The 23,961-nt window shown below is 68.9% G+C and carries 23 protein-coding genes; 14 read left to right on the forward strand and 9 right to left on the reverse strand.

The annotated features are described in order from the left end of the window. Nucleotides 1-6: 6 nt before the first annotated feature. Genes H8R18_RS08665 through H8R18_RS09410 form a run of 3 tightly spaced genes read left to right on the forward strand, consistent with a single transcriptional unit; the run spans nucleotide 7 to nucleotide 2,647 of the window. Complete coding sequence (locus tag H8R18_RS08665) at nucleotides 7-978, forward strand: ATP-binding cassette domain-containing protein (protein WP_191071621.1); 972 nt, start codon at nucleotides 7-9, stop codon at nucleotides 976-978. Beyond that, on the forward strand, nucleotides 975-1,838 hold the full coding sequence (locus H8R18_RS09405; protein ID WP_223875122.1) for an ABC transporter permease subunit: 864 nt from the start codon (nucleotides 975-977) through the stop codon (nucleotides 1,836-1,838). The genes H8R18_RS08665 and H8R18_RS09405 overlap by 4 nt, the downstream gene beginning before the upstream one ends. After that, entirely contained in the window at nucleotides 1,835-2,647 is an 813-nt protein-coding gene (locus tag H8R18_RS09410; RefSeq protein ID WP_227712807.1) for a class I SAM-dependent methyltransferase, read from the forward strand. The genes H8R18_RS09405 and H8R18_RS09410 overlap by 4 nt, the downstream gene beginning before the upstream one ends. Nucleotides 2,648-2,851: 204 nt before the next feature. Here the strand turns inward: H8R18_RS09410 and H8R18_RS08675 are convergent, their stop codons facing one another. The 4 genes from H8R18_RS08675 to H8R18_RS08690 form a co-directional block, all read right to left on the reverse strand. Next, complete coding sequence (locus H8R18_RS08675) at nucleotides 2,852-3,514, reverse strand: DciA family protein (protein ID WP_191071623.1); 663 nt, start codon at nucleotides 3,512-3,514, stop codon at nucleotides 2,852-2,854. Beyond that, entirely contained in the window at nucleotides 3,486-4,691 is a 1,206-nt protein-coding gene (gene recF, locus H8R18_RS08680) for a DNA replication/repair protein RecF (protein ID WP_191071624.1), read from the reverse strand. Before recF ends, H8R18_RS08675 begins: the two co-directional genes overlap by 29 nt. Before the next feature lie 3 nt (nucleotides 4,692-4,694). Next, complete coding sequence (gene dnaN, locus H8R18_RS08685) at nucleotides 4,695-5,822, reverse strand: DNA polymerase III subunit beta (RefSeq protein WP_191071625.1); 1,128 nt, start codon at nucleotides 5,820-5,822, stop codon at nucleotides 4,695-4,697. Nucleotides 5,823-5,903: 81 nt separating this feature from the next. After that, entirely contained in the window at nucleotides 5,904-6,389 is a 486-nt protein-coding gene (locus tag H8R18_RS08690) for a GNAT family N-acetyltransferase (protein WP_191071626.1), read from the reverse strand. Between the two features lie 114 nt (nucleotides 6,390-6,503). On the opposite strand from H8R18_RS08690, the gene H8R18_RS08695 reads away from it, so the two are divergent. The 4 genes from H8R18_RS08695 (at nucleotide 6,504) to H8R18_RS08710 (ending at nucleotide 11,493) form a co-directional block, all read left to right on the forward strand. Then, complete coding sequence (locus H8R18_RS08695; protein WP_227712808.1) at nucleotides 6,504-7,784, forward strand: Mur ligase family protein; 1,281 nt, start codon at nucleotides 6,504-6,506, stop codon at nucleotides 7,782-7,784. Then, nucleotides 7,781-8,518 (forward strand): type 1 glutamine amidotransferase, encoded by a 738-nt coding sequence (locus tag H8R18_RS08700; RefSeq protein WP_191071627.1) that lies wholly within the window; start codon nucleotides 7,781-7,783, stop codon nucleotides 8,516-8,518. Before H8R18_RS08695 ends, H8R18_RS08700 begins: the two co-directional genes overlap by 4 nt. 31 nt (nucleotides 8,519-8,549) lie before the next feature. After that, on the forward strand, nucleotides 8,550-10,319 hold the full coding sequence (murJ, locus tag H8R18_RS08705; protein WP_194189266.1) for a murein biosynthesis integral membrane protein MurJ: 1,770 nt from the start codon (nucleotides 8,550-8,552) through the stop codon (nucleotides 10,317-10,319). A gap of 124 nt (nucleotides 10,320-10,443) precedes the next feature. Continuing rightward, complete coding sequence (locus tag H8R18_RS08710) at nucleotides 10,444-11,493, forward strand: YwiC-like family protein (RefSeq protein ID WP_191071629.1); 1,050 nt, start codon at nucleotides 10,444-10,446, stop codon at nucleotides 11,491-11,493. A 5-nt stretch (nucleotides 11,494-11,498) separates the two neighbouring features. Here the strand turns inward: H8R18_RS08710 and H8R18_RS08715 are convergent, their stop codons facing one another. The 5 genes from H8R18_RS08715 to H8R18_RS08735 all read right to left on the reverse strand — a co-directional run bounded on the left by H8R18_RS08715 (nucleotide 11,499) and on the right by H8R18_RS08735 (nucleotide 16,691). After that, the gene (locus H8R18_RS08715; RefSeq protein ID WP_194189267.1) at nucleotides 11,499-12,620 is read right to left on the reverse strand and encodes a hypothetical protein; all 1,122 of its coding nucleotides are present in this window, start codon (nucleotides 12,618-12,620) and stop codon (nucleotides 11,499-11,501) included. Nucleotides 12,621-12,775: 155 nt separating this feature from the next. Then, nucleotides 12,776-13,021: a hypothetical protein gene (locus tag H8R18_RS08720; protein WP_194189268.1), complete on the reverse strand. Its 246-nt coding sequence runs from the start codon at nucleotides 13,019-13,021 to the stop codon at nucleotides 12,776-12,778. 8 nt (nucleotides 13,022-13,029) lie between these two features. Further along, on the reverse strand, nucleotides 13,030-13,260 hold the full coding sequence (locus H8R18_RS08725; RefSeq protein ID WP_191071631.1) for a hypothetical protein: 231 nt from the start codon (nucleotides 13,258-13,260) through the stop codon (nucleotides 13,030-13,032). A gap of 108 nt (nucleotides 13,261-13,368) precedes the next feature. Continuing rightward, a complete protein-coding gene (gene hemQ, locus H8R18_RS08730; RefSeq protein ID WP_227712809.1) occupies nucleotides 13,369-15,384 on the reverse strand; it encodes a hydrogen peroxide-dependent heme synthase in 2,016 nt (671 codons plus the stop codon). Beyond that, a complete protein-coding gene (locus H8R18_RS08735; RefSeq protein ID WP_191071632.1) occupies nucleotides 15,381-16,691 on the reverse strand; it encodes a glutamyl-tRNA reductase in 1,311 nt (436 codons plus the stop codon). The genes hemQ and H8R18_RS08735 overlap by 4 nt, the downstream gene beginning before the upstream one ends. 232 nt (nucleotides 16,692-16,923) lie before the next feature. Here H8R18_RS08735 and hemE point away from each other — a divergent pair, with 232 nt between their 5' ends. The 7 genes from hemE to H8R18_RS08770 are packed head-to-tail and all read left to right on the forward strand — an operon-like array spanning nucleotide 16,924 to nucleotide 23,948. Beyond that, nucleotides 16,924-18,015 carry a uroporphyrinogen decarboxylase gene (hemE, locus tag H8R18_RS08740; protein ID WP_191071633.1) on the forward strand — a complete coding sequence of 364 codons (1,092 nt, stop codon included), beginning with the start codon at nucleotides 16,924-16,926 and terminating at the stop codon, nucleotides 18,013-18,015. Between the two features lie 2 nt (nucleotides 18,016-18,017). Beyond that, nucleotides 18,018-19,526, forward strand: coding sequence for a protoporphyrinogen/coproporphyrinogen oxidase (locus tag H8R18_RS08745; RefSeq protein ID WP_191071634.1), 1,509 nt, complete (start codon nucleotides 18,018-18,020; stop codon nucleotides 19,524-19,526). Continuing rightward, nucleotides 19,523-20,539: a hydroxymethylbilane synthase gene (hemC, locus tag H8R18_RS08750; RefSeq protein WP_191071635.1), complete on the forward strand. Its 1,017-nt coding sequence runs from the start codon at nucleotides 19,523-19,525 to the stop codon at nucleotides 20,537-20,539. The genes H8R18_RS08745 and hemC overlap by 4 nt, the downstream gene beginning before the upstream one ends. Beyond that, nucleotides 20,536-21,249, forward strand: a complete 714-nt coding sequence (locus H8R18_RS08755) for a uroporphyrinogen-III synthase (RefSeq protein WP_191071636.1) — start codon at nucleotides 20,536-20,538, stop codon at nucleotides 21,247-21,249. The genes hemC and H8R18_RS08755 overlap by 4 nt, the downstream gene beginning before the upstream one ends. Before the next feature lie 13 nt (nucleotides 21,250-21,262). Continuing rightward, nucleotides 21,263-22,264, forward strand: coding sequence for a porphobilinogen synthase (hemB, locus tag H8R18_RS08760; protein WP_227712811.1), 1,002 nt, complete (start codon nucleotides 21,263-21,265; stop codon nucleotides 22,262-22,264). Nucleotides 22,265-22,267: 3 nt separating this feature from the next. Then, a complete protein-coding gene (locus H8R18_RS08765) occupies nucleotides 22,268-23,515 on the forward strand; it encodes a hypothetical protein (protein WP_194189269.1) in 1,248 nt (415 codons plus the stop codon). Then, nucleotides 23,448-23,948 carry a ribonuclease H-like domain-containing protein gene (locus H8R18_RS08770; protein ID WP_194189270.1) on the forward strand — a complete coding sequence of 167 codons (501 nt, stop codon included), beginning with the start codon at nucleotides 23,448-23,450 and terminating at the stop codon, nucleotides 23,946-23,948. The genes H8R18_RS08765 and H8R18_RS08770 overlap by 68 nt, the downstream gene beginning before the upstream one ends. Nucleotides 23,949-23,961: the final 13 nt, after the last annotated feature.

A 23,961-nucleotide genomic window follows, 5' to 3' on the forward strand; every position in this document is an offset into this window, starting at 1 on the left:
GATCCCGTGATCGAGGTCACCGGACTGACAAAATTCTACGGGAGCACGCGCGTGCTGCACGACGTGTCGCTGACAATCCCTCCCGGGTGCATCACGGGATTCGTCGGCCCGAACGGCGCCGGCAAATCCACGACGTTGCGCCTCATTGCCGGCCTGGAGAAGCCGCAGTCGGGCACGGCCCTCGTCGATGGTCGCCCCATGGGTGAGCACCCCAGCCCGATCAGCGCGCTGGGGTGCCTGCTCGATGCCCACTGGTTCCTGCCCGCGCGCTCGGGACGCGACCACCTGCGTGCGCTTGCTGCCCCCCAGGGGATCTCGATGAAGCGCGTCGACTACCTGCTGGAGGTGACGGAGTTGGCCGGGGCGGGCCGCATGCCCGTCAAGACCTATTCGCTGGGAATGCGGCAACGGCTGGGGATCGCCGCCGCGCTCCTCGGCGACGCCCGCAACTATCTGCTCGACGAGCCGGCGAACGGCCTCGATCCCCACGGCATCGCGTGGTTACGCCACCTGCTGCGCTCCGAGGCCGAGCGGGGAAAATCGATCCTGTTGTCGTCGCACCTCATGGCCGAGATGGCGCAGATCGCCGATCGCGTCGCCGTCATCTCGCACGGGGTCATCACCGACGAGGCCGCGCTCAGCGACTTCGTCACGAGCACCGAGGCGTCCTCGGTCGTCGTGGCCTCTGACGACCCGCGTCTCGCCGGTGTCATCGAGGCGCTGCCCGGCGCGCAGATTCTCGGCACCGATAACGGGGCGCTCGTCGTGGCCGGCACAACCGATGCCGAAGTCGGGCGGGCCGCCCTTGCCGCGGGGATCGTCCTGCGTCAGCTGTCCTCGCGCCCGATCACGCTCGAGGACGCCTACCTGGCCCGCACCGAGTCGCGCGAGGCGCGCATTCGCCCGACCACGCAGCCTCCCTCCCCCGCCTCCCCCGCTCCGCGTCGCCGCTACCCGTCGAGGAAGGATCGCCGATGAGTACCGTCGCCATCACGCGCCTGACCAGTCATGACGCCGTCACCTTTGGCGGGGTCGTGCGCTCGGAGTTCATCAAGGCGCGCACGACGAACGCCGTGCGCGGTCTGATTATCGCCGCACTCATCTGTCAGATCGTCTTTCCCATCCTCGTGCTCCTGCTGCTGCGCCAGACCTTCGCAGGTGCCGACACCAGCTACGTGACGCAGACGTTTCACGGAGTCGGTGCCACGGGTGCCTCGCTGATCTCGCTGCTCTATGGGGTGCTCGGCACGATGGTCGTCACCGCCGACTACAGCTGCGGCGTCATCAACACCTCCTTCGTCGCGGCGGGGTCAAAAGCGCGGCTGGCCGCGGCTAAGGCCGTCGTCATCGTCGCTATCGTCGCCGTATGCGCCTTCGTCGGTGCGCTGTGCGCCATCCTTCTCTCGGGCCTGTTCGCCACCGTGGCGATGGATGCGGGGGCGTTTCCGTTCACCGACGCCCGCACGTGGTTTCCCCTGATCTCGATGCCCCTGGCGTGCGTTCTGTTGGCGCTCATCGGCTACGGTCTCGGCTTCATCCTGCGCTCCTCGCTGGGGGCCATCATCACCCTGTGCCTCATCATCGTGTTCGGCTCGATGATTATGCCGATGATCGCGCTCAGCCAGCAGACGTGGGCGGAGTGGATCTGCGCGCTCTCGCCCAGCGTCGTTCTCGATTTGACGGCCAACTACCAACCCAGCGGCGATCCGCAGCTGTCGCGGATGCAGCTCGACGAGTGGTGGATGAACGCCCTCGCCGCCACCGTGTGGACGGCAATCGCCGTCGCAGCCGGCTATGCGCTGTTCCGCTCGCGCCCGCTGGGTGCGGGGACTCGGTGAGACATCCGCTCCCCCCGGGTCCGGGCGACGTCACCGATCCCCTCGGCCTCGGGGCGGGGCAGGCGAGCCTCGACAACCCGTACGAGCGCGCCGATTCGCGCTATCACGTCGCCCGCCCGCCCTATCCCGACCGCGCCGTCGACTTCGTCTACTCTCAGGCACGCACCGCGGGCGGGAACCGAATCGTCGACATCGGGGCCGGTACGGGCCTCATGAGCGCTCCTCTGAGTGCGCGTGGCGCTCAGGTGACGCCGGTGGAGCCGGCGGAGGCGATGGTCGCCCAGCTACGCCGCACCTGTCCAGAGTTGACGCCGGTGGTGGCTCGCGGCGAGGAGACGGGTTTGCCCTCGGGGTGCGCCGACCTCGTCGTGTACGCCCAATCGTGGCACTGGCTCGACCCGACCCAGGCTGCGGCAGAGGCGGCGAGGCTGCTGACCCCGAGTGGACGCGTGTGCGTCGTCTTCAATCAGCTAGATACGCGGATCGGCTGGGTTAAACGCCTGACGCGAATCATGCGGTCGGGAGACATCCACACCCCGGATCGTCCCCCACGCCTGGGCCCGCGCTTCACTCGACCCACCCTCGATCTCGTCGCGTTTTCTCAGCGCCTCACTCCCGACCAGATCGGCCTCATCGGGCAAACCCGCTCATCCTATTTACGCGCGAGCGATGCGGGGCGGGCGCACATGCGCGCCAATCTCGACTGGTACCTGCACGATTTTCTCGCGATTCCCGCTGACCTCGCGATCGATCTGCCGTCGCTCACTCTCGTGTGGAGCGCCCACCTGATCTCACCTGCGCGCATATAGATGTGGGGTCCGGGTGTATTACCCGAACCCCACATCCTGTGTTCCCCATCTCAAAGAAGGCTGGTCCCCAGTGGCATTCCCCTTTTCTTCTCTCGTGTGGTGGCGGCCCCTGCGGGCCATCACCGCCTTGCGATGTCACAGACATTACGCAGCCGACCTTGATTGGGGCTTTGGCGAAGCTGAGAAATTCCGGGGAAATGGTGCTCACGCGTAGGTGTCGCGCACTCCGCGACCTCGCACGCTGCGCGGGCCGTGACTCCACGAGGGTTGATCGGGGCCTTTGACGACGACGGTCTGGACGACGCCCGGCCCGACGGCCTCGTCGATGTTGCGCATGAGCTGAGGCAGCAGGGAGCGCAGGTGGACGGCCCACGCCGTTGACGTCGTGCGGACGTTGAGGCGACCGTCTTCGATCTGTTCGACCCGGGCGTGCTCGGCCACTTGGGGACCGACGATGGATTCCCAGTTCTCGGCGACGCGAGCAACCGCGATAATCGACGTCCATCCCTGGGCCTTGAGGATTCGCTTCACGTGCGATCCCGCCCGCTGCGGGTCGCGGCGGCGCCAGCGTGCCGACGAGCGCGCGATTCCCGGGGAGTCCTGCAACAGGGAGGCCCCGGGAATGCGGCGCTCGGCGGCGCTGAGGTCGGCGGCGGCGACGCCGGAAAAGGACAGGTCATCGCGGGGGCCGTCCTCGACCTCGTCGACGAACAGTTCGGCGCCGCGCGCCCGCCTCATCGACAGCAGGGCACGCAGGGGCAGCCGGGTGTGCCCGTTGGCCCACGCGTCCGCTTGGGCGCGGCGCAGCGTCCGCAGGGTGACGGAGTCTTCGGGAGCCTCAGGGGACGGCGCTGGCGTCGGTGTCATCGCCCTCCCTCACCATGCATGACGTTCCATCGTCGCCATAAGCCACCCGATAGATCGTCGCCTCCAGCTCATCGGGGACGTCGTCGTCGACGGCGGCCGTGATGAGAACTTGATCGGCCTCGGCGATGACGTCGAGCAGGGCGCGGCGGCGGGCGGCGTCCAGTTCGGCGAACACGTCGTCGAGGATGAGGATGGGGGCGCCGCCGTCGGCGCGCAAGATCTCGAACTGTGCCAGGCGCAGAGCCAGGGCGACCGACCACGTCTCGCCGTGGGAGGCGAAGCCGCGCACGGGCATGGCGTCCAGGCACGTCTCGAGGTCGTCGCGATGGGCTCCGACGAGGTTGACGCCGCGACGCACCTCGTCGTCACGCACCGCCGCGTAGGCACGCCGCAGAGCCGCGGTCACGGCCTCGACGTCGGCGAGGTCGACGTCGGGCTCCCACCGCGATAGCGACGCCTGGTAGGCCAGCTCGAGCGTGCGCCCGTGTTCGCTGATCGTCGTGTAGGCAACGCCCGCGTGGGGAGCCAGATCGACGACGAGGCGGTGGCGGGCGCGAATGAGGCGCGCGGCGAGACCGGCCAGCTGCTCATCCCAGATGTCTAGGGTCGACACGTCGGCGATCCCGCCGCGCCGCGTCACGGTCGCCGCCCGTTTCAGCAGGGCGGCGCGTTGGTGGAGGACCCGCTCGTGCTCGGCGCGCACGCCCGCGAGCACGGGTTCGCGCTGAATCGCGAGGTCGTCGAGAAAACGCCGGCGCCCGGACGGGTCGCCACGAACGATGTCGAGGTCCTCGGGAGCGAACAGCACCGTGCGAACCTGCCCGAGGATCTCGCGGGGGCGCACCTGGGTGCGGCCGAGCCGGGCGCGGTTAGCCTTGCCCGAAACGATCTCGAGGTCGACCAGTCGCTCGTGGCCGCCCTCAATGACCTTGACGCGGATAACCGCTGCCGCGGGGCGGTGCTGGGCCTCGCGCTCATCCGGGGTTGGGAAGCGCACGAGCGCCGTATCGGCCGACACCCGATGCGAGTGCAGCGTCGAGAGGTAAGACAGGGCCTCGACGAAATTCGTCTTTCCCTGCCCGTTGCGCCCGAGCAGGACGCACACGCCGGGTCGCAGCTGGACGACGACGCTGCGCCAGGAGCGGAAGTCGTCGAGTGCGACGTTGCGCAGATACACGGCCTAGAAGAACCGAATGGGCATGAGGAGGTAGCGCATCTCCTGCGAGTCATCCTCGCCGGGGGCCTCCTGGCCGGTGATGACGACCGGCTTCGTCCCCTCGGTGTAGGACAGGCGCGCATACGGCTGGTTGAGGGCCGTCAACCCGTCAAGGAGATAGCTGGGGTTAAAGGCCGACTGAATCGGCTCGCCGCGGTAGGCGCACCCGTGCTTTTCGCTGGCCTCGGCATCGTCGCTGCGTCCGGCCTCGAGCTCGACCTGGTCGCCGGCGAAGGTGAGGCGGACAGGGGCGGAGCGCTCGGCGACGAGGGCGACGCGGCTGACGGCCGAGATGAGTTCTTGGCGGTCGATGACGGCCGTCGCCTCGGCGACCTCGGGGAACAGCTTGGCGACCGGCGGGTAATCGCCGTCGGTGAGCTGTGACGTCATGCGCCGGCCCGTCTGCTCCATGCCGATGATCTTCGGCGCCCCATCGGCCGTCGCCAGCGAGATCGCGGCGTCTCCGGCGTTGTTCAGCGACTTCGTCATGTCCTGTAGCGTCTTGGACTTGACGATGGCGGTCATCGAAATCTCGGGGTCCTCGGGCTGCCACTCCAGGGTGCGCACGGCCAGGCGATAGCGGTCGGTGGCCATCAGCGTCAGCTGGTCACCGGAAAACTCCAGGTGGATCGTCGTCAGCAGGGGCAGCGTATCGTCGCGGGCTGCGGCACGGGCGACCTGGGAGACGGCCTGCGCCAGCTTCGCCGAGTCAGCGTGACCGATGAGGGCGGGCATCGTCGGCAACTGCGGATAGGAGTCCATGGCCATCGAGGCCAGCGTGAAGTGGGCGGCACCGCAGGCGATGGTGACCTTCGCGCCGTCGAGGGCGACGTCAACCGGCTGGTCCGGCAGGGACTTGCAGATGTCGGCCAACAGGCGCCCCGAGACGAGGACCTCGCCGGGGACGTCCACGTCGGCCTCGACGTGGCTGGTCGCGGAGACCTCGTAGTCGAAGCTGGACAGCGTGAGTTGGCCGTCTTCGGCGACCAGCCGCACACCGGCGAGAACGGCGATAGCCGGTCGCTGCGGCAGCGTACGCGCGGTCCAGGTCACGGCATCGGCCAGGGCGGCCCGGTCTACGCGAAACTTCACTTTGTCCCCTTTCACCACAGACAGTGCACGGTTAATCCTACCCGCATCGGCGCGCCTTCTCACCCGGCCTGGGATTGTGCGCTAAAGAGGGGTCACGCCCAGCGTGCGGGCGAGAACGCGTTGGCGTCCCCACGGGCCCAGCCGGGCAAATCCCGTGTCGCGGAAGCCGCAGTCGAGGTAGAGGCGGTGAGCTCCCCAATTCGCCACAGACACGAGCAGCAACACGCGCGGGCTGGTCGGATAGTGGGCGCACAGAAACGGCTCGAGGGCCGTACTCAGCATCTCGCGAGCGATTCCTCGACGACGCCGCGAGCGGGCCACCGCGAGCATGCGCAGCAACACATCGGCGGGATCGGCCGAGACCTCACTGATAGAGGGACCCGTCTCCACGGCGAAATACCCGGCGACGCCCTCGTCATCGCGAATGGCCACCGCCTTCATGTGGGGATTGGCGTCGACGGACGCGAGCAGCGACTGCGGTGGAGTCGTAAACCGAGCGGCGGGCACGTCAAGGGCCGCGAGGGCACGGCGATCCTCGGCGCTCTCGGCGAAGCTCAGACTAACCATGGTGCTCCTTCACGGGGCGGGCAGATGCAGCTTAGCGACACAACCGGTGCGCGGCGCGCCATTTCCACGAGGTGGCCTCCCTGCTCAATTGCGGCTACCCCGTAGACTGGCCGCGTGAATCGTCAACACAGCCAGCGCCCGACGTGGCGCACTCGCCTCGCCGTCGGGGCCGGCAAGGCTGCTGCGCTTGCCTCGCGCGTGAGTGGTCGTGGCTCGGGCGGCATGATCGGTGGCACGGTGGCCCGCCGCATCGACCCGGATGTGCTCGCCCATCTGGCCCACGGCCGCCGCGTCGTGCTCGTGACCGGGACGAACGGAAAATCGACGACGACGGCCATGGCAGCGGCCGCCGCGCGAGTCGGTGGACCCGTGGCGACGAATGCCAACGGCGACAACATGGATGCCGGTGCGGTCAGTGCCCTCATGAGCCGCCCCTCGGCGGTGGCGGTCCTCGAGATCGATGAGATGCACATGGGGCAGGTGGCCGCCGCCTGCGATCCCGAGGTCATCGTCTTGCTCAACCTCTCGCGCGACCAGCTTGATCGCGTCGGCGAGATCGGGACGGTTGAACGCCATCTGCGGGCGGTCGTCGATGCTCACCCGCGCGCCCACATCATTGCCAACGCCGACGATCCCCTCATTGCCTCGGCGGCGTGGGATGCCCCGTCGGTAACGTGGGTCAGCGTCGGCGCACCGTGGCGGGCCGATTCTGTCGGCTTCCCTCGTGGCGGTGGCTCCGTCGTGTGGGAGGGCGAAACCTGGCGCGTACCCAGCACCGAGTACGCGCGCCCGACCCCCGATTTCACCGTCACCGACGACGGACTCGTCACTCGGGGACGCACCCTGCCGATCCGCCTGGAGGTGCCGGGACGGGCCAACCGCGGAAACGCGGCTCAGGCCGCCCTCGCCGCCCATCACCTCGGCATCGACCTAGCCGACGCCCTCGACGCGTGCGCGAGCGTGCGCTCGGTTGCCGGGCGCTACGCCACCTATCGCGTCCGCGAGCGCGAGGTGCACATGTTGCTGGCGAAGAATCCCGCCGGATGGCAGGAGGCGCTGACGATGATCGACTATTCGACGCCGAGCATCGTCGTCGCCGTCAACGGTCAGGTGGCCGATTCGACGGACCTGTCGTGGATTTGGGACGTCGACTTTGAGGAGTTTTGTCGCGATAGCGCCGGCAAGCGGGTCGTCGTGACGGGCGAGCGCGGTCTCGATCTGGCGGTGCGGTTGACGTATGCCGAGTGCGAGGTGACGTTTGCGCCAACGGTCACGGCGGCGCTGGCTCAGTGCGCGCCGGGCCGGGTGGAGTTGCTGGCCAATTACACCGCCTTCCGCGATGCTAAGCGCCTCTTTGAGGCCGAGGTGCGCCGCGCGAAGGGGGAGACGAAATGACCGATCGGTTGACCATTGGCGTCATTGATCCCGAGGTGCTCGGGACCTACGGCGATACGGGAAATGCCCTCGTCCTCAGCCACCGTGCACGCGCGCGCGGGATCGCCACCGACATCGTCGAGATCCATCTGGACGAGGCGATTCCGGCCGATCTCGACCTCTACGTCATGGGTGGGGGCGAGGATACGGCGCAGGCGTTGGCGGCGGATCATCTGCGTCGCTGCGCTGACTTCACGGCGGCGCTGCGCCGGGGACGGACGTTGTTGGCGATCTGCGCCTCACTACAGATTCTTGGGCGTTCCTATACCGACGCAACGGGACGCGAAGTCGCCGGCGCCGAGGTTCTCGACATTTCGACGACGCCTCAGGGGCATCGCTCCATCGGCGAGCTCGTCACGGCACCGCTGCTACCCGGTCTCACTCAGCCGCTGACGGGGTTTGAAAATCACGGCGGCGCGACCCAGCTGGGTCCGGATGCCCGTCCTCTCGGGCGGGTGCTCTCGGGCAGCGGCAACGCGGCCGACCACGACGGTGGTGCCGTCGATGGGGCCTGTCAGGGTGGCGTCGTCGCGACCTATATGCACGGCCCGGTGCTCGCCCGCAATGCCGAGCTGGCCGATTATCTGCTGGCGCGTGCCGTGGGGTGCGAGGTTGGCGATCTGGCCGAGCTAGATATGCCGCTCGTCGACCAGCTGCACGCCGAGCGCGTTCGCGCTGCCGGCGTGAGCGCCTAGGAAGGTCTCCGTCGTGTTCTCCCGCTCTCGCATGCCCCGTCAGCCCCGGCACGCCCTCGCTAAAGGACAGCCACGTCCCCCGCTCGTTCTCGTTCCCCTGCCCGATGTCGATTCCACGGGAACGCTGCCGGTTCAGCCGGTGGTGACGCAGCGACCGGCAATTAAGCAGGTCAACGTCGCGCGCGCGTCCGGGATCATGGCGGCGGGCACGATGGTCTCGCGCGTGCTCGGGTTCATTCGCACGGCGTTGCTCATCGCGCTCATTGGCGAGATCGGGGCAAACGACGCCTTTAACGTCGCCAACAACCTGCCGAACACGATCTACAACCTGTTGGCATCCTCGGTGCTCTCGGCGATCCTCGTTCCCCAGATCGTGCGGGCGCTGCATCGGGGCAACGACGAGGATTTTATCAACCGGCTCCTCACCCTCTTCACCGTCGCCCTGGCGGGGTTGACGGTGCTGTGCACGGTGGCGGCGCCGGCATTCGTTTACCTTTATGCCGCGCGCATGGATGCGCAGTGGATTTCCCTGGCGATCGTCTTTGCGTTCTGGTCGCTGCCGCAGATTTTCTTCTACGGCCTCTACTCGCTGTGGGGGCAGCTGCTCAACGCCAAGGGGTCGTTCGGCCCCTACATGTGGGCGCCCGTCGTCAACAACGTGTGTGCGATCGTCGGCCTGGCCGTATTTTGGAAAACGCTTGGGACCTCCAAGGATTGGGCGTCCGATCCGTCGGTGTGGACCGCGGGACCGATCGCGCTGTTGGCGGGGTCGTCGACGGCATCGATCGTCATCCAGGCCCTCATCCTCCTCATCCCCCTCTATCGCACGGGATTCCGGTTGCGGTTCGTGTGGGGGGTGCGCGGTCACGGGTTGCGCGAGGTGTCACAGGTAGCCGCGTGGGCCTTCGCCTCCCTCATCGTCGCCCAGGTGTCGTTCCTGTTCGTCACGAACATCGCCGGTGCGGCTAACGGCTATGCCACCTCCACGGGGACGGTCGTCGCGACGATCACCGCGCACAACACGGCGTTCCAGGTGTTCATGATCCCGCAGTCGACGATCGTCACCTCGGTGACGACGGCGCTGTTCACGTCGATGTCCGCCCTCGTTGCGGCGAATAAGATTCGCGAGGTTCACGATCAGTTCCTGCGCACCCAGGCCTCTCTGGCTGTCGTCACGGGGTTCTGCGCGGCGGCGCTCGTCAGCGGGGCCATCCCCGTCATGCAGATCATCATGCCCTCGTCGGATCGCGCCAATATCGCGATCTTCGCCCTTCTGCTCGCCCTCTTCGGGCTGGCGACTCCGCTGTTCGGCATCTGGGGTCTTGCCCAGCGTCTGCTGTTGGCGTTCGGCGATGCGCGATCGCTGTTTTACCTTCAACTGCCGATGCTCCTCACGCAGGCGGTCTTCGTCGTCGTCGCGTGGGTCGCCATGGATCCCGCGTGGTGGGTCCCCATGGCATCGCTCGGCGAGGGACTCGTCTACGCGACAGGCCTCGTCGGGGCGCTCATCATCCTCCAGCGGCGCCTGGCTGAACCGGTCGTGTGGCCGGTCATCGCAGCCCTGTGGCAAACGACGCTGGCCAGCGTCATCGCCGGATGCGCGGGCTGGGGTGTTCTCCACCTCGTCGGCCCCTACGCCCCCGAAGGCGCCGGCGTCGCGGGGACGATGATCGGTGCCCTGTGGCGGATCGTCGCGTGCGGCATCGTCATGGCGATCATTTACCTGGGGATCCTCGCGGTCCTCGGCAATTCCGGACTGGCAAATCTAGCTGGCCCGCTCCGGGCGCGGCTGCGCCGATAACACTCGGGAGCCACTCAGGTGCATCGGCTAGGCTGACCGAGTGCGACGACGGGAATCATCTTCACAGGAGGCACCACGCCGCGGCTCTCTGCCTCGGCGAACGCCGCTGGCCCAACGTCTGACCATGCCCGGATACACCCCGGCATCGGAGTCGCCGGGCGCGGGAGTGACGGCGACGCCGCACACGGGATCCCTGCCCCGCATCGATCCCAACGAGGTTCCCGTCTCCCTGGCGTCGACGGGACGCATCGAAGCCGTCCGCAGCCCCCTGACCTCCCATAAGACGACGTCGTCGGGGTCGCTCCCGAAGGTGCGCACGCGAGCCCGCGCAAAATCGACGAGGGCCGGCTGGATCCCCGATCAGCATGGCGCGTGGGCCATGATGCTCGTGCCGTTTTGGTGCGGAGTCGCGTGGTCGCACATGCGAGCGGCGACGCTGGCGCTGTTCGCCCTGTGGTTTGTCGGCTATTTCTGCTTCTATTCGACGAGTCTGTGGATTCGCTCGGGTCGGCGCGAACGCTACTGGCCGCCGGTACGCACCTACGGAATCGTCACCCTCATCCTCGGGGCGATCACCGTCCTCGTCGCCCCGCCGGTCCTCGAGTGGGCTATCGCCTTTGCTCCGCTGGTCGCCATCATGGCGTGGCAATCGTGGCGTAAGCGCGAGCGCTCCCTGCTCGCGCGCACGTCAACGATCCTCGCCTCGGGGCTCATGTGCCTCGTCGCCTACGACCTGGGCACGGGGTTCACCCGATTGGGGTTGGGCGCCTCGTGGTTGCAGCATTCGGCGGGCGAAAGCATTCTGGCCGTGACGGCGTCACCGCCCCATTCGGTGCTTGAGGGATGGGCGTGGGTGACGTTCCTCGCGTGTGCCCTCACCGCGTATTTCTGGTCGACGGTCCCCTACGTCAAGACGCTCGTGCGCGAGCGATCCTCGCGTGGCTACCTGGTCTTTTCTGTGCTTGCCCACGTCGTCATCACCATCGGGGCGGGGATGTGCGCTCTCGCCGGGTGGTGCTCGCCGCTGCTGCCCATCCTGTGGCTCGCGCTGACGGTGCGCGCGATCGCCCTGCCGGCGTGGTCGCGCCGAACCGGTAAGCGCGTCGCGCCCAAGACGATCGGCTGGAGCGAGGTCATCGTCACCATCGCTATGCTCCTCGTTCTTCACGTCTGAGACGTTCAGGGGCGGCGCACGACGAAGTCGATCGCTTCCGTGCGCGTGGTCGCGTTCAAGCCCATGGTTACTCGGCGGTTCGCCACCCACGCACGCATGTCGGCATTGTCGGAGTGCTCGGCCTGGTCGACGAGGTGGGCGTAGAGGTCGCGCGAGTGATGCTGCCCCGACCCCGGAACCTGTCCGGGAGCATACGTGCGCGCCTCGGCGGGACTGACATCTGCGACGACGCGCGTCACCCCCGTGCGGCGGCGTTCACGCGCACTCGCATCGAGCTGGGGAACGATGTCACGGCTGTTCTCGACGACGAGCATCCGCGTACCCGCGCGCGGCTGGACTCCTCCCGTCGCCGCCCCCACACACAGGGCCGAAGTCACGGTGAAACGCTTGGTGAACAGGGGATCGGCGGCCAAGCGCGAGACAACCATGCCGCCCTGCGAGTGGCCAACGAGTTCGACGGGATCGGTGTCGGGGATATTCAGCTGCTTCATCGCCTCGGCCACGGCCGTCTCCTGGGCGTTGGGCAGTCCGGCAACCACCCGCAGATTGGTGTCCATATCGAAGGGATTGTCCCCGCCTATTCCCCATTCTTCGGTCCCCGGGACGACGACCGTCCACGACGTGTGCTCCCCGGTGGTGTGCCGCAAGATCCGCAGCGTGTGGGGCGTAGCGGCGGGGATATCGAGGGCATGGACGAGGTCGAATCCCGTGAGCGGGGTCGCGACGGGGCCGTCGCGACGATTCGTGATGACCGGGCATGCCGGCGCGAACCGCTGTTGTCTCGGCGCGACTCCCCCGCCGCCGGCCGCGGGATAGCCCACCACCGCGCAGCTGTTCCCATCGACGCGGCCGACGCTGACCCGCCGGCGTGGTTCACCGATGGCGTCGATCCACGCCACGCCCATCCCCGTGACGCGTTGGGCCGCGGTGGTATCACCGCGTCGCGTCAGCGGGGTCCAGGGGGTCAGCAGTAGCAGCCCCGGTTCAACGAGCGCACCGATGTGGGCAAGGGCCTCGGCCATCGCCTCGTCCGAGGGTGCCATCTGCGTGGGGATGACCCCGAGCGTGGCAGCCAATCCCCACCCGAGTGTGCCGACGTCGGCGATCACCGTCGTCGGAGCGGCCATCGCGGGGATAAGCCGGAGGAAATTCTGGACGAGGCGTGCCTCGCCACCGGTGGAGATATCGATGGTCTCCAGCGTGGCCTCGGCCAGCTCGCGTGCCTCCTCGACTCGTGGTCTCGCCTTTTCGCCACAGCTCCTGATCGTGGCGACGGCGTGGGTCAGGTCGGCGTGAAGCTGCTCCAGGCGGATCTGCTCGATGCTCGTGGCGATGTCGACCCGATACCGGGACGTGTCGAGGTGGTGGCGCAGTTGCCACGCGAGGGAGAGGCAGGCGAGCGACGCGCCTCGAGGGCCCGAGCGGCGGCCTCGGTCGCAGTGGCGAGCGCATCCAGCCCCTCGGCGAGGGCGGTCAGCGCGGCGGTGTCGACGTCGATCGGCTCGCCCTGGATCTCGAGGGTGGCCACGTCGAAGCTCACCTACCCAGCGCGGCAGTCGCCTGGTCGACGAGGGCGCGGGCATGATGCAACTCGCACAGCGCTTCGTGTTCGCCGCTTTCGTGGTTGGCGCGATAGGCGGTGATGCGAGCACGCGCTGCGCGGGCTCCCCGCCCACTCCAGCGCTGCGGCACCACGATGGCATCTCGGTGCGTGCGCGCGACCATGAGCGCCGCGCACGCCGTCTCGATGTCGCCGTGTGGATCCATAACGACTCCCTCCCGTCGACACCACCATCGCGCCGGAGCGTGCATGGTCTCGTGTTGGGAGGGAGCCGTCAGGGTATGCGGGCTACCGACGAACCCGTGGGGACAGGGTTATTCCATCGTCGGCTGGCGCTGGACCCAGGTGGCGAGTTCCATGCGCTTACCCGTGTAGAACGGCCAGTCTTCGCGCACGAACAGGCGCGCTTCGCAATCGCGCTGCTGGCGCAGTACACCCATGACGCGGGTGATGTCGTCGTGTTCGAGCGAAATCGTCCACTCGTAGTCGCTCAGCGCGAAGGTCGCGAGCGTCGAGACGCCGACGTCCATGTAGTCCTTGCCGTTCATTCCATGCTCGCGCAGCATCGCGGCGCGGCGATTCTTCGGCAGGTAGTACCAGTCCCAGCTGCGGTTGAGGGGGTAGACGGCCATGTAGTCGCGCGCTCCCCAGCCGCCGAAGCAGGCGGGCAGATGGGGGCGGTTGAATTCGGCGACCATGTGGGCACTCGTGACGGCCCACACGGGTTGGAGGTGCTCGCCCAGGCGCGAAGCGCGAATCGCGCGATAGGCGTCCTGAACCTTGTCCACGTGATCGGCGAGCAGCCACACCATGAGGTCGGCGTCGGCGCGGAAACCGGCGGTGTCGTACCAGCCGCGGATCTCGGCACCCGCCTCCTCGACGGCGCGAACGACGTCGGCGGCCATTTCGGCTCGGACCTCGGGGTCCTCGGGCAGGGGCAGTGCGGTCGAGAAGACGCCGTAGAGGGCGAAGTTGTCGCGACCGTTGACCTCCTCGGGGTCGACGTCGTGGTCGCGCGGGTCCTTCGGCGGCGTCGCAGCTGCGTCCCCGTGGGGGTGGTGGTGTTCGGGGTGGGCGCCCGGGTGCGGATCCGGTGTGGGGTGGGCGTCGGGGGCCGGGTGGTGCGGGTGGGTCATCGTCGTCTCCTTTGCTGGTGTCACGGTGCCGAGAATCGCGTGGGTGACCTCGGCGGGAAGCGGGTAAGTGGTCGGGGCATCGGTGCCGCATGCGGCGGCGTGGGCGGGGGCGCTCGCTGAGGCACGGGAATCGCCTTCGGGAGGGATCGCCGGCCACGTCGGTTCCACGGCGTCGGCGGCCGGCGCGCTCTCGCCGCGTGCCTGGGCCGCTCGCTCGCAGATGACATCGGCCAGCGAGGAGATAAACGCCGGATGCGTCCCGACGGTCGCGGCGCGCACATAGGTCAGTCCGAGGCGCTCAGCCGTCTCGCTCGCCTCGGTGTCGAGGTCGTAGACGACTTCCATGTGGTCGTTGATGAATCCCAGCGGTTGGGCGATGACGGCCGACGTACCGGCCTCAGCCAGCGACTCGAGAACGTCGTTGATATCGGGTTCCAACCACGGCACGTGGGGCGGACCCGAGCGCGAGCAATACGCCAGTTGCCACTCGATCGTGCGTCCCAGCGCCGCCTCGGCGCGGGCGACGACCTCGGTGGCGACGTCGAGGTGTTGGCGCACGTATCCGGGCCGAGACCCGTCGGCGGGGCCGGAATGATCGGCCATAGCCTCGGGAATCGAGTGGGTGACCATGACGAGGCGGGGATCGGACTGGCCGGTCTCCTCCATGCGCTGCCAGGCCTCGAGCAGACGCGCGGTCGTCGCCTCGACGAAGCCTTCCGTCGTGTAGTAGGCGCGGACCTTGTCCACGCTCATCGCGTCCATCCCGTTTTTCGCCATGTCGTCAAGGGCAGCGGCCAGGTCCTCGCGGTATTGCCGGCAGGCCGAGTAGCACACATAGGCGGCGGTGAACACGCAGAGGACGCGGCGGAAGCCGCGCTGGTAGAAGTCGATGAGGCTATCGCGGATGAACGGCGTCCAGTTCCGGTTTCCCAGCGCGAGCGGCACGGTGATCGAGCGGGCGCTCAGCTCGGCGGCCAGGGCGTCGCGGATCTCGAGATTGCGAGCGTTGATCGGCGAGGCGCCGCCGAAGCCACCGTAGTGGCCTGACACGGCGATAAGCCGATCGTCGGGCACGCCTCGCCCCGCCGTCGCGTTGCGCATAAACGGCAACACGTCGTCGGGCGTGCGCGGGCCGCCGTAGGAGCAGATGAGGATCGCGTCGTAGGGCGCAAGCGGTGATGGACTCGAGGTCACACAGCCTCCTGGGTCGGTGATGGTTCGGACACGAGGTCGGTGACGCTGAGGCCGGTCGCGGGGCAGCGTGCCTCGTCCCAATCGGTGGCGCCACCCGCGCGGTCGCTGCGCGGGTAGTCGACGACGAGGCCCATGACCTCGTGAAGGGCGTCGACGAAGGCGTCGGTGCGCCCGCCCTCGGCGGCCTCGCGGGCGCGAATCGTCGGGGTGTGGGCGAGGCGGGCGGCGAGGCGGCGCAGGGAGCGCAACGCGTCATCGCGGCTGAGGGTCGCCGTCGCCGGCAGTCGCGCGATCTCGTCATCGAGGGCGGCGGTGATGAACTCCCGCACGGCGCGAACGGCGGGGACGGCGGCGCGCGAGCGCAGCTCGCTCTCGATCTCCGCCACTCCCTCGTCAACGAGCGTCAGCGCCCGGGCAACTTGGTGGGATTCGGCGTCGGGGACCGCCGCGCGTACGTCGGCCATGGTGATGACGCGCACGCCCGGCTCGTTTTCGCTTCCGGCCTCAATGTCTCGGCGCAGTGCGAGGTCGAGGATGACGAGGTCGCTGTCGCGTTCTCGTCGTGCCCGGCGAATATCGGCGCGCGTGAGCGCGGGCGATCCGAGTCCCCGGCACGTGATGGTGAGGTCGGCGTGCGCGAGCGCCTCGGCGAGGTCGTCCGCGTCGACCGGGACCAGGTCGTGACCGCGCGCGAAGTCGCGGGCGCGCCCGGATGAGGAGTAGACGCGGATATCGAGGACGCCGCGCGCGCGCAGCGCGGCGACAGTGGCTCCCGCGTAGGCGCCGGTGCCGACGATGAGGGCGCGGCGGCCGGCGAGCGTATCGCCGACGAGGTCGAGGCCGGCGGCGACGACCGACCGCCCCTGCGACGACAACCCGGTCAACTGAGCGATGCGTCGCGAGGTCGTCAGGGCGCCCTGAATGATGCGGGTGAGTGCGGGGGTGGCCGTGTGGTGATTGTGGGCGACGGTGAGGGCACGGCGGACCTGTCCGGACACCTCGCGCTCGCCGACGACGAGTGAATCGAGGCCGGCGGCAACGCGAACGATGTGGCGGATCGCGTCATGCCCCTCGTAGCGCGTCGGAGTCTCGACGTCGATCCGGGTCGCGACGTGGCGATCGAGAGCGTCGTCGCGGGCGGCGTCGAGGAGGACTTCCAGGCGGTTGCACGTGGGGATGACGACGATCCCATCGACGCCGGGGCGCTCTATCAGGTCGCCGGCGAGCCCGTCGAGGTGGGCGTGCGCGGCCGCGACCGTGTCGAGTCCGTGGGTCGCGTGGTGGACCGTGTAGCTGCAAATCGCCATAGCGCGTCCATTGAATCACCGAGATCAGGACGTTTTGCCCAGTTGCCAGCGAATCGTCCCGATGGCGGCGGCGGTGCGCGCGATCTCGGCAACTGTGCTGACGCGGAGTTCGCCTCGATGCGTCGATCCGACGTTTTTCTGACACATATTCGCGATCTGATCTTTCGTAAATGCGCTCTGGCCTGCGCGAATATGCCGCGGTCACGCCCGCGAGGGCGACCCATAGGGCACAATGACTCGCGTGAGTCCTACCGCCCCGCCCGCCCAGCCGGCACTGCTGTGCGCGCTCGCCGGGCATCGCCCATCGCGTCCGCCCGTGTGGTTCATGCGCCAGGCCGGCCGCTCGCTGCCTGAGTATCGGCGCGTGCGCGAGGGGATCGCCATGCTGGACGCGTGCGTACGGCCCGATCTCGTCGCTGAGATCACCTGTCAACCCGTGCGCCGCCACGACGTTGACGCCGCGATCTTCTTCTCCGACATCATGGTTCCCCTCAAGCTTGCGGGGGTCGACGTCGACATTCGCCCCGGCATCGGCCCCGTCCTCGCCCAGCCGCCGCGCACCGCCGCCGACGTCCGCGCCCTCACCACACTGGCCCCAGACGGACTCGGCGTCATCGAGGACGCGGCCCGCGCGTGCATTGCCGAGCTCGGAGACCCCACCGATCCCGAGGCAACCCCGCTCATCGCGTTCGCCGGGGCGCCGTTCACCCTCGCCGCCTACGTCGTCGAGGGGCGCGGCACGCGCGACCACCTGGCGGCTCGCACGCTCATGCACGCCGATCCCGAAGCCTGGGACGCCCTCATGACGTGGGCCGGCGATCTGGCGATCGCCTTCATCCGCGCCCAGATCCGTGGTGGGGCCACAGTTGCGCAGCTCTTCGACTCGTGGGCAGGCTCACTCTCACGCGCCGACTACGCCCGCTACTGCCTGCCCTACTCCGCGCGCGTCTTCTCGGCGCTGGCCGCCGACGGGGTTCCGACGATCCATTTCGGCACGGGGACGGGACCCTTCCTCGATCTGCTCGCCACCGCCGGGCCGACGTGCGTCGGCGTCGACTATCGGCTCGGTCTCGACGAGGCGATCGACCGGCTGCGCGCAATCGGCCGACCCTCCCCGCTCGTCGTCCAAGGCAATATCGATCCCGCCCTACTGTCGTGCCCCACGCCGGTCCTTCGCGCCCACGCCCGCGCGGTCGTCGAGGCCGGGATGGGCGCCGACGGCCACATCGTCAACCTCGGCCACGGAGTACCGCCGTCGACCGATCCCGACTGCCTGAGTGATCTCGTCGCCTACATCCACTCCCTGCGGCCCGGAAAGGACTAGTCGTGTCACAGCCAGCATCATCGGCCGATCCCGTCGTCGACGCCGTTGTCATCGGAGGCGGGATTGCCGGGTTGAGCGCCGCCTACGCACTCACGCTGGCAGGGCTATCCCCGCTGGTCGTCGAGGAGCGCGGAACGCCGGGCGGGCTCATAGCTGGGGTCAACCTGGACAACCTGTCCTTCGACATTGGTGCCGAATCTTTCGCCGCCTCGGCCACCCGCGTCAGCGACCTGTGCGAGGAACTAGGGCTACCGGTCATCGCCCCATCGGGAGGGTCGTGGGTGTACAGCCACGACGCCGGCGCCACCCCGATCCCCCACGGAATGCTAGGGATTCCCGCCAGCCTGGACGATCCGGCCGTCACCGGCACCCTCACACCTGCCGAACTCACTCGGGCGCGCGAGGACCTGACGATGGGGCCCGACGCCGGTGCCGAGTGCGAGGATCTCGCATCGTTTGTGAGCGCTCGCCTCGGCGAGGCCGTCCTGGCCAAGATCGTCGGCCCCGTCGCCGGGGGGATCCATTCTGCCGATCCGGCCCGCCTGGCCGTCGATACCGTGTGTCGGGGTCTGCGCCAGGCGCTGGCCGAGATCGGGTCGGTGACGGCGGCGGTTGCCCGGCTGCGCGGGGCCGCTCCGGGCGCGCCGGCGGTAAGCGCGCCACGCGGAGGGATGTTCCAGCTACCGCGAGCGCTCGCCAGCGCCATCACCGAGCAGGGCGGTCACATCGCCACCCACGTGCGCGCCCTGTCACTCACGCGCGCCCCTGACGAGCAGTGGATGGTTGATCTCGCGCGCACAGCCTCGGCGCGCAATCCGGCGGATCCGCCGGTGACGACAGGAGCGGCGGTGCGGGTGCGCACTCCTCGGGTCGTCCTTGCACTGCCGGTGGCGGCCGGATTGGCCCTGCTTCAGTCAGTTGACGGGATTGACGTTCACGGGTGGCAGCCGACTCCCGGGGGACCGATTGGCCACGTCAGCCTCGTCGTGCGCGCCCCCGAGCTCGACGACGGCCCGCGCGGCTCGGGGATGCTCGTGCGCGCGCCCTCTGCGGCCGAGATCGCGGCGGGATGTGTCCGCGCGAAGGCGCTCACCCACTATTCGTACAAGTGGGGGTGGATGCGTGAGGACCACCCGGACGTCCACGTCCTTCGCGTCTCGTACGGTCGCACCGGGGAGGACCCGGTGGAGCTGACCCCCGAGCGCGCTCGCGCGGATGCCCAGGCGCTGCTGGGGGTCGAACTGCCTCCCACGGCGATCGAGCACGCTCTCGTCGTGCGCTGGGATGGGGCGCTGCCGCCGTTGGGACCCGACCACTGGGAGCGCGTGCGCTCACTTACCGCCGACGTCGCGGCGAGGTGCCCGGGCTTGCTGGTGGCAGGGTCGTGGATCGCCGGCTCCGGCATCGCCTCGGTCGTCCCCCATGCCCTCGATGGTGGGCGAGAGTTGGCCGCGAGCGGCCCTGCTTCTCGCGGCCCGGCCCTCGACGTCGTCACGGAGGCCCAGCGATGAGCGTCATCCTTGGAACCCGCGGGTCGGACCTCGCGCTGACGCAGTCGCGGACGATCGCGCAGGCGTTGACCGAGCGCGGCATTGACGTCGAGATGGTCACCATCCGCACCGAGGGCGACATCACCCGCGAGTCGCTGTCCCGGTTGGGCGGGGTTGGCGTGTTCGCAGCCGCCCTGCGCCTGGCGATGCTCAATGGGCGCTGCCACCTCGCCGTCCATTCGTTCAAGGATCTGCCGACGGCACCCGTTCCCGGGCTGTGTCTGGCCGCCGTCCCCGAGCGCGCGCCCGTGGCCGACGTCCTGTGTTCGGCACAGGGGCGGCGATTGAGCGAGCTTCCCGAGGGTGCCCTGGTGGGAACAGGCTCGATTCGCCGCGCGGCTCAGCTCCTGGCCCAGCGTCCCGACCTGCGCATATGCGACATTCGCGGCAACGTGCCGACCCGGCTCGGCCGCGTCGGCGGCCTCGAAGACGGCCCGGGTGACCTCGACGCCGTCGTTCTCGCCCAGGCCGGTCTTGCCCGACTCGGTCTGCTCGGGCGAGCCGCCGAGATCCTCCCGACGTCGATCATGGCCCCGGCACCGGCTCAGGGTGCGCTGGCCATCGAGGCGTCCGAGGCTGCCCTCGCCGAGAATTCCGAACTCGCCGACGCCCTTGCCTCGCTCAACGACCCGACGGCCCGTGCCGCAGCTCTCGCCGAACGCGGCGTCCTCGCTCATCTCGAGGCGGGGTGCGCCGCGCCGGTGGGTGCCCTGGCCACCACCGAGGGCAGCGAGATCGTACTCAGGGCCAGCGTGTGTGCTCTCGACGGCAGCCGGCGGGCCTCGGCCTCGGGGTCGACCCCTCTGCCGGCCGACGACGATGCCGCCCACGAACTCGGTACCCGCGTGGGCCGTGACCTGTTGGCTGCCGGCGCCGCCGATATTGCCGATCTTCACGCCGAGCGTGTCGGAGTCGATCCCGACTACTTCGCGCTCGCTCCCGGACGCGACCGGTTCGGAGCGGCTCGATCGTGACGCTCTCGCTCGTCGCCCTGACTCGCCCGGACACCGATATGTTCACGCTGAGACTGCGCGAACTCATGTCGCGCCGAGCGATCGTTCGCGGCGCAGCGGTCACCGAGCAGGTCCCCCTTGACGGTCAACCCGCCGGCGCCCTCGCCGCAATCGCCACGGCGGACTGGGTGTGCGTGACGTCGCCCAGCGCGGCGCGCCTCATCTGTTCCGCGACGTCGCCGATACCTGACGGTGTCCGCGTCGGCGCTGTCGGTGAGGCGACGGCGCGGGTACTTCGCGACCACGGTCTGCGCGTCGATCTCGTCGCCGGCGGCAGCGGTCGTGATCTCGTCGCCGCGTTCCCGCCTCCCACTCGCCCGGGCAGGCGCGTGGTCTTGCCGGCTTCGCGGCGCGCCTCGTCGACTGTCCCCGACGGGCTGACGCAGCTGGGATGGAGCGTTGACCGAGTTGACTTGTACGACACCCGCCCGCTTCCCAGAATCCCTGAGGTCTTCGCCGCAGCCGACGTCGTTGCGGCAACCGCGGGATCTGCCGTGCGCGCCCTCGCCGAGGCCGGACTCTGGCACCGAGAAGGACCCAGGTTGGTGACGATCGGTCGCCCTAGCTGGCGCGTCGCGCGCGACCTGGGCATCCCTAGTGTCGCCCATGCGCCAACGCCGACCCCGGAGGGATTTGCCGCAGCCCTCGCCCCGTTTTGTCCGCTCGTCTAGCTGAGGAGTCACTGTGAACCCCGCCGATTCTTCCGCCCATCCCCTCATCCGGCCTCGCCGAGGCCGCGTCAGCGCCGCCATGCGCGATCTCGTCGCCGAGACCCACGTTCATCCGCGTCAGCTCATCCTGCCGGTGTTCGTCGCCGATGGGCTTTCCGAGCCTAGGCCCATTGCCTCGCTTCCCGGGATCGTCCAGCACAGCCTCGATTCGCTCGTGCGCGAGGCCGAACGCGTCGTCACCGCCGGCCTCGGCGGCATCATGGTGTTCGGGGTGCCGCGTAAGGAGGACAAGGATCCGCGCGGCAGCGCCGCCTGGGCCGACGACGGAATCCTCAACCGCGCGCTGGCCGCGATCAGGGACGCCGTCGGTGACGACACGGTCATCATGGCGGATACGTGCCTCGACGAGTTCACCTCCCACGGTCATTGCGGCGTCCTCGATCCCTGCGGAAACGTCGACAACGACGAAACCTTGCCGCTGTACGCGCGCATGGCCCTGTCACAGGCCCGCTCGGGTGCCCACGTCGTCGCCCCGTCGGGAATGATGGACGGGCAGGTCGCGCTCATCCGCGACACCCTCGATCGCCACGGTTTCACCTCGACGGCGATCATGGCGTATTCGGCGAAGTATGCCTCGGGCTTCTTCGGGCCGTTCCGCGACGCCGTCGGCTGTTCCCTGCGCGGGGACCGACGCACCTACCAGCAGGATCCGCGAAACTCCCGCGAGGGTCTGCGCGAAGCCGAACTCGACATTGCCGAGGGGGCGGACTTCGTCATGGTGAAGCCCGCGGGCTACTATCTTGACGTTCTCACCCGCGTCGCCGAGATCTCGCCGGTGCCCGTGTGCGCCTACCAGGTGTCGGGCGAATACGCGATGATCGAGGCGGCCGCGGCGAACGGGTGGCTCGAGCGCGAGCGTGTCATCGACGAATCGATCACGTCGATCGTGCGGGCGGGTGCGGATCAGGTGCTGACGTATTGGGCGCTGGAGGCGGCTCAGCGAATCGGGGTGTAAGGGATGGAGCTCAGGGGCGGCGAGATCGTCGTCAGCATCGGCGACGTCGCCGGCCTCGCCTCGTGCCAGTGGCATTTCGTCTCTCGACTGCGCAGAACCCTGGCGGGCGAACCTGAACCGGATCCGCCGGCGCTACCCGCCCATATTTCGCGGCTGCGCCACCGATTCATGGACGAGGTGGCCGCGCGCTATCGCGCCGCGCTGGGGGTGATGGATCCCGAGCATCCTCACGGAGTCTTCGATGCCTCTTCCCTCGCGCCCGCGTCCCGGTCGGTGCGCGCTCGTGGTGAGGCAGCCGAGCGGGCGGGAGTCGTCGTCGGCGAGCGCCTGCGCATCGACGGCGTTGAGGGACGGGTCCCCCTGAGCGTCCTCATCGACGAGGGCGTGCGCGTCAGCGGGGTTGCCTTCTCCTCGCACGTGCGCGCACGCCTACGTCTCGAGGTCGGCGGTGCCGCGTGGCTGCTCGCCCGCGGCGGCGTCGACACGCTCACCTCACGCGCACTGCTCACCCTCGCGTCCGGGCGCCTCGTCACCCTGACAACGTCTCGGATCATCGACGATTTCGACGCCCGCCTACTAGAGGCCCGCGACCTCATCGCACGCGCTCACACCGGTGTCTTCCCGACGTGGTGGCAGGTGAGCAGGGTGTGCGGGGAATGCTCGGATTGTGCCTGGGCCATCGAGGCCCACGACGACGTCCTCGCGGTTCCCGGTATCGGCCTGGCCCAGCGTGCCCGACTGCTTTCGCAGGGAGTCCACACGCGTCGTGACCTGGTCACACACCCGGTTGACGGTGTCAGTACGGCGAGTCTGGAGCGGGTGCGTCTCCAAGTTTCCCAACGCGAAGAAGCACCCGGGCCCTACGGACCCCGCGTCCTCGCCACGTGCGAGCGCACGCATCGCGCCCTGGCGACCCTGCCCGACCCGGCGCCCGGGGACGTCTATTTCCGACTGCGAAAACGACTCAGTGTGGGGGTGGACGCCCGAGGACCATACGGGACTGATTTACCTGGCCGGCGCGCTCATCCGTGCGGAAGAAGGACCCGCCCCGACCGGGCCGGGAGTGTGGGCGCCGCCGGGAGTCTCGGCGCCGCGCGAGATGACGGTGGCGCCGGCGTGGGAGTATCCCGCCGCCGCGTCGCTGCCGGCAGGCGGCCTCGCCCGCGCCGCCGGGTGGCGCTACGTGTCGTGGTGGGCGCACTCGCGCGAGCAGGAAGCCGCCCTGGCCCACTCCCTTATCTCGTGGCTTGAGGCCCGGCGCCGCGCCTACCCGCGCATGCGCGTCTATCACTACGCCGCTCCCGAGCCGCTGTTTATTCGCCGCCTCGCTAACCGCCACGGGATCGACCAGCAACGTGCACGCACCCTCACCGGTCCCCGCGGGATTTTCACCGATCTGTTCGACGTCGTCAGCGCGACGGTGCGCACGGGGCAGCCGGGAGCCAGCCTGAAGGATCTCGAGCCCCTCTACATGGGTGCGTTTCACCGCGGCGACCTGGCCGATGGCGCGCGCTCGGTCGTCCTCTATGACCGGTTGCGCGAGACGATGACGACCGAACAGCTTGAGGTCCGTCCCGACGCGCTGCCCGGTGTCCTCGCCGAGTTGGCGGCCTACAACGAATACGACTGCGTGTCTACGCTCGGCCTGCATCGTTGGCTGAGCGCCCAGCGCGTGACACAATGAGCGCACCTGTCCC

Source organism: Nanchangia anserum, assembly GCF_015240065.1.
In the GTDB taxonomy this organism is placed as follows: Bacteria; Actinomycetota; Actinomycetes; order Actinomycetales; family Actinomycetaceae; genus Nanchangia; species Nanchangia anserum.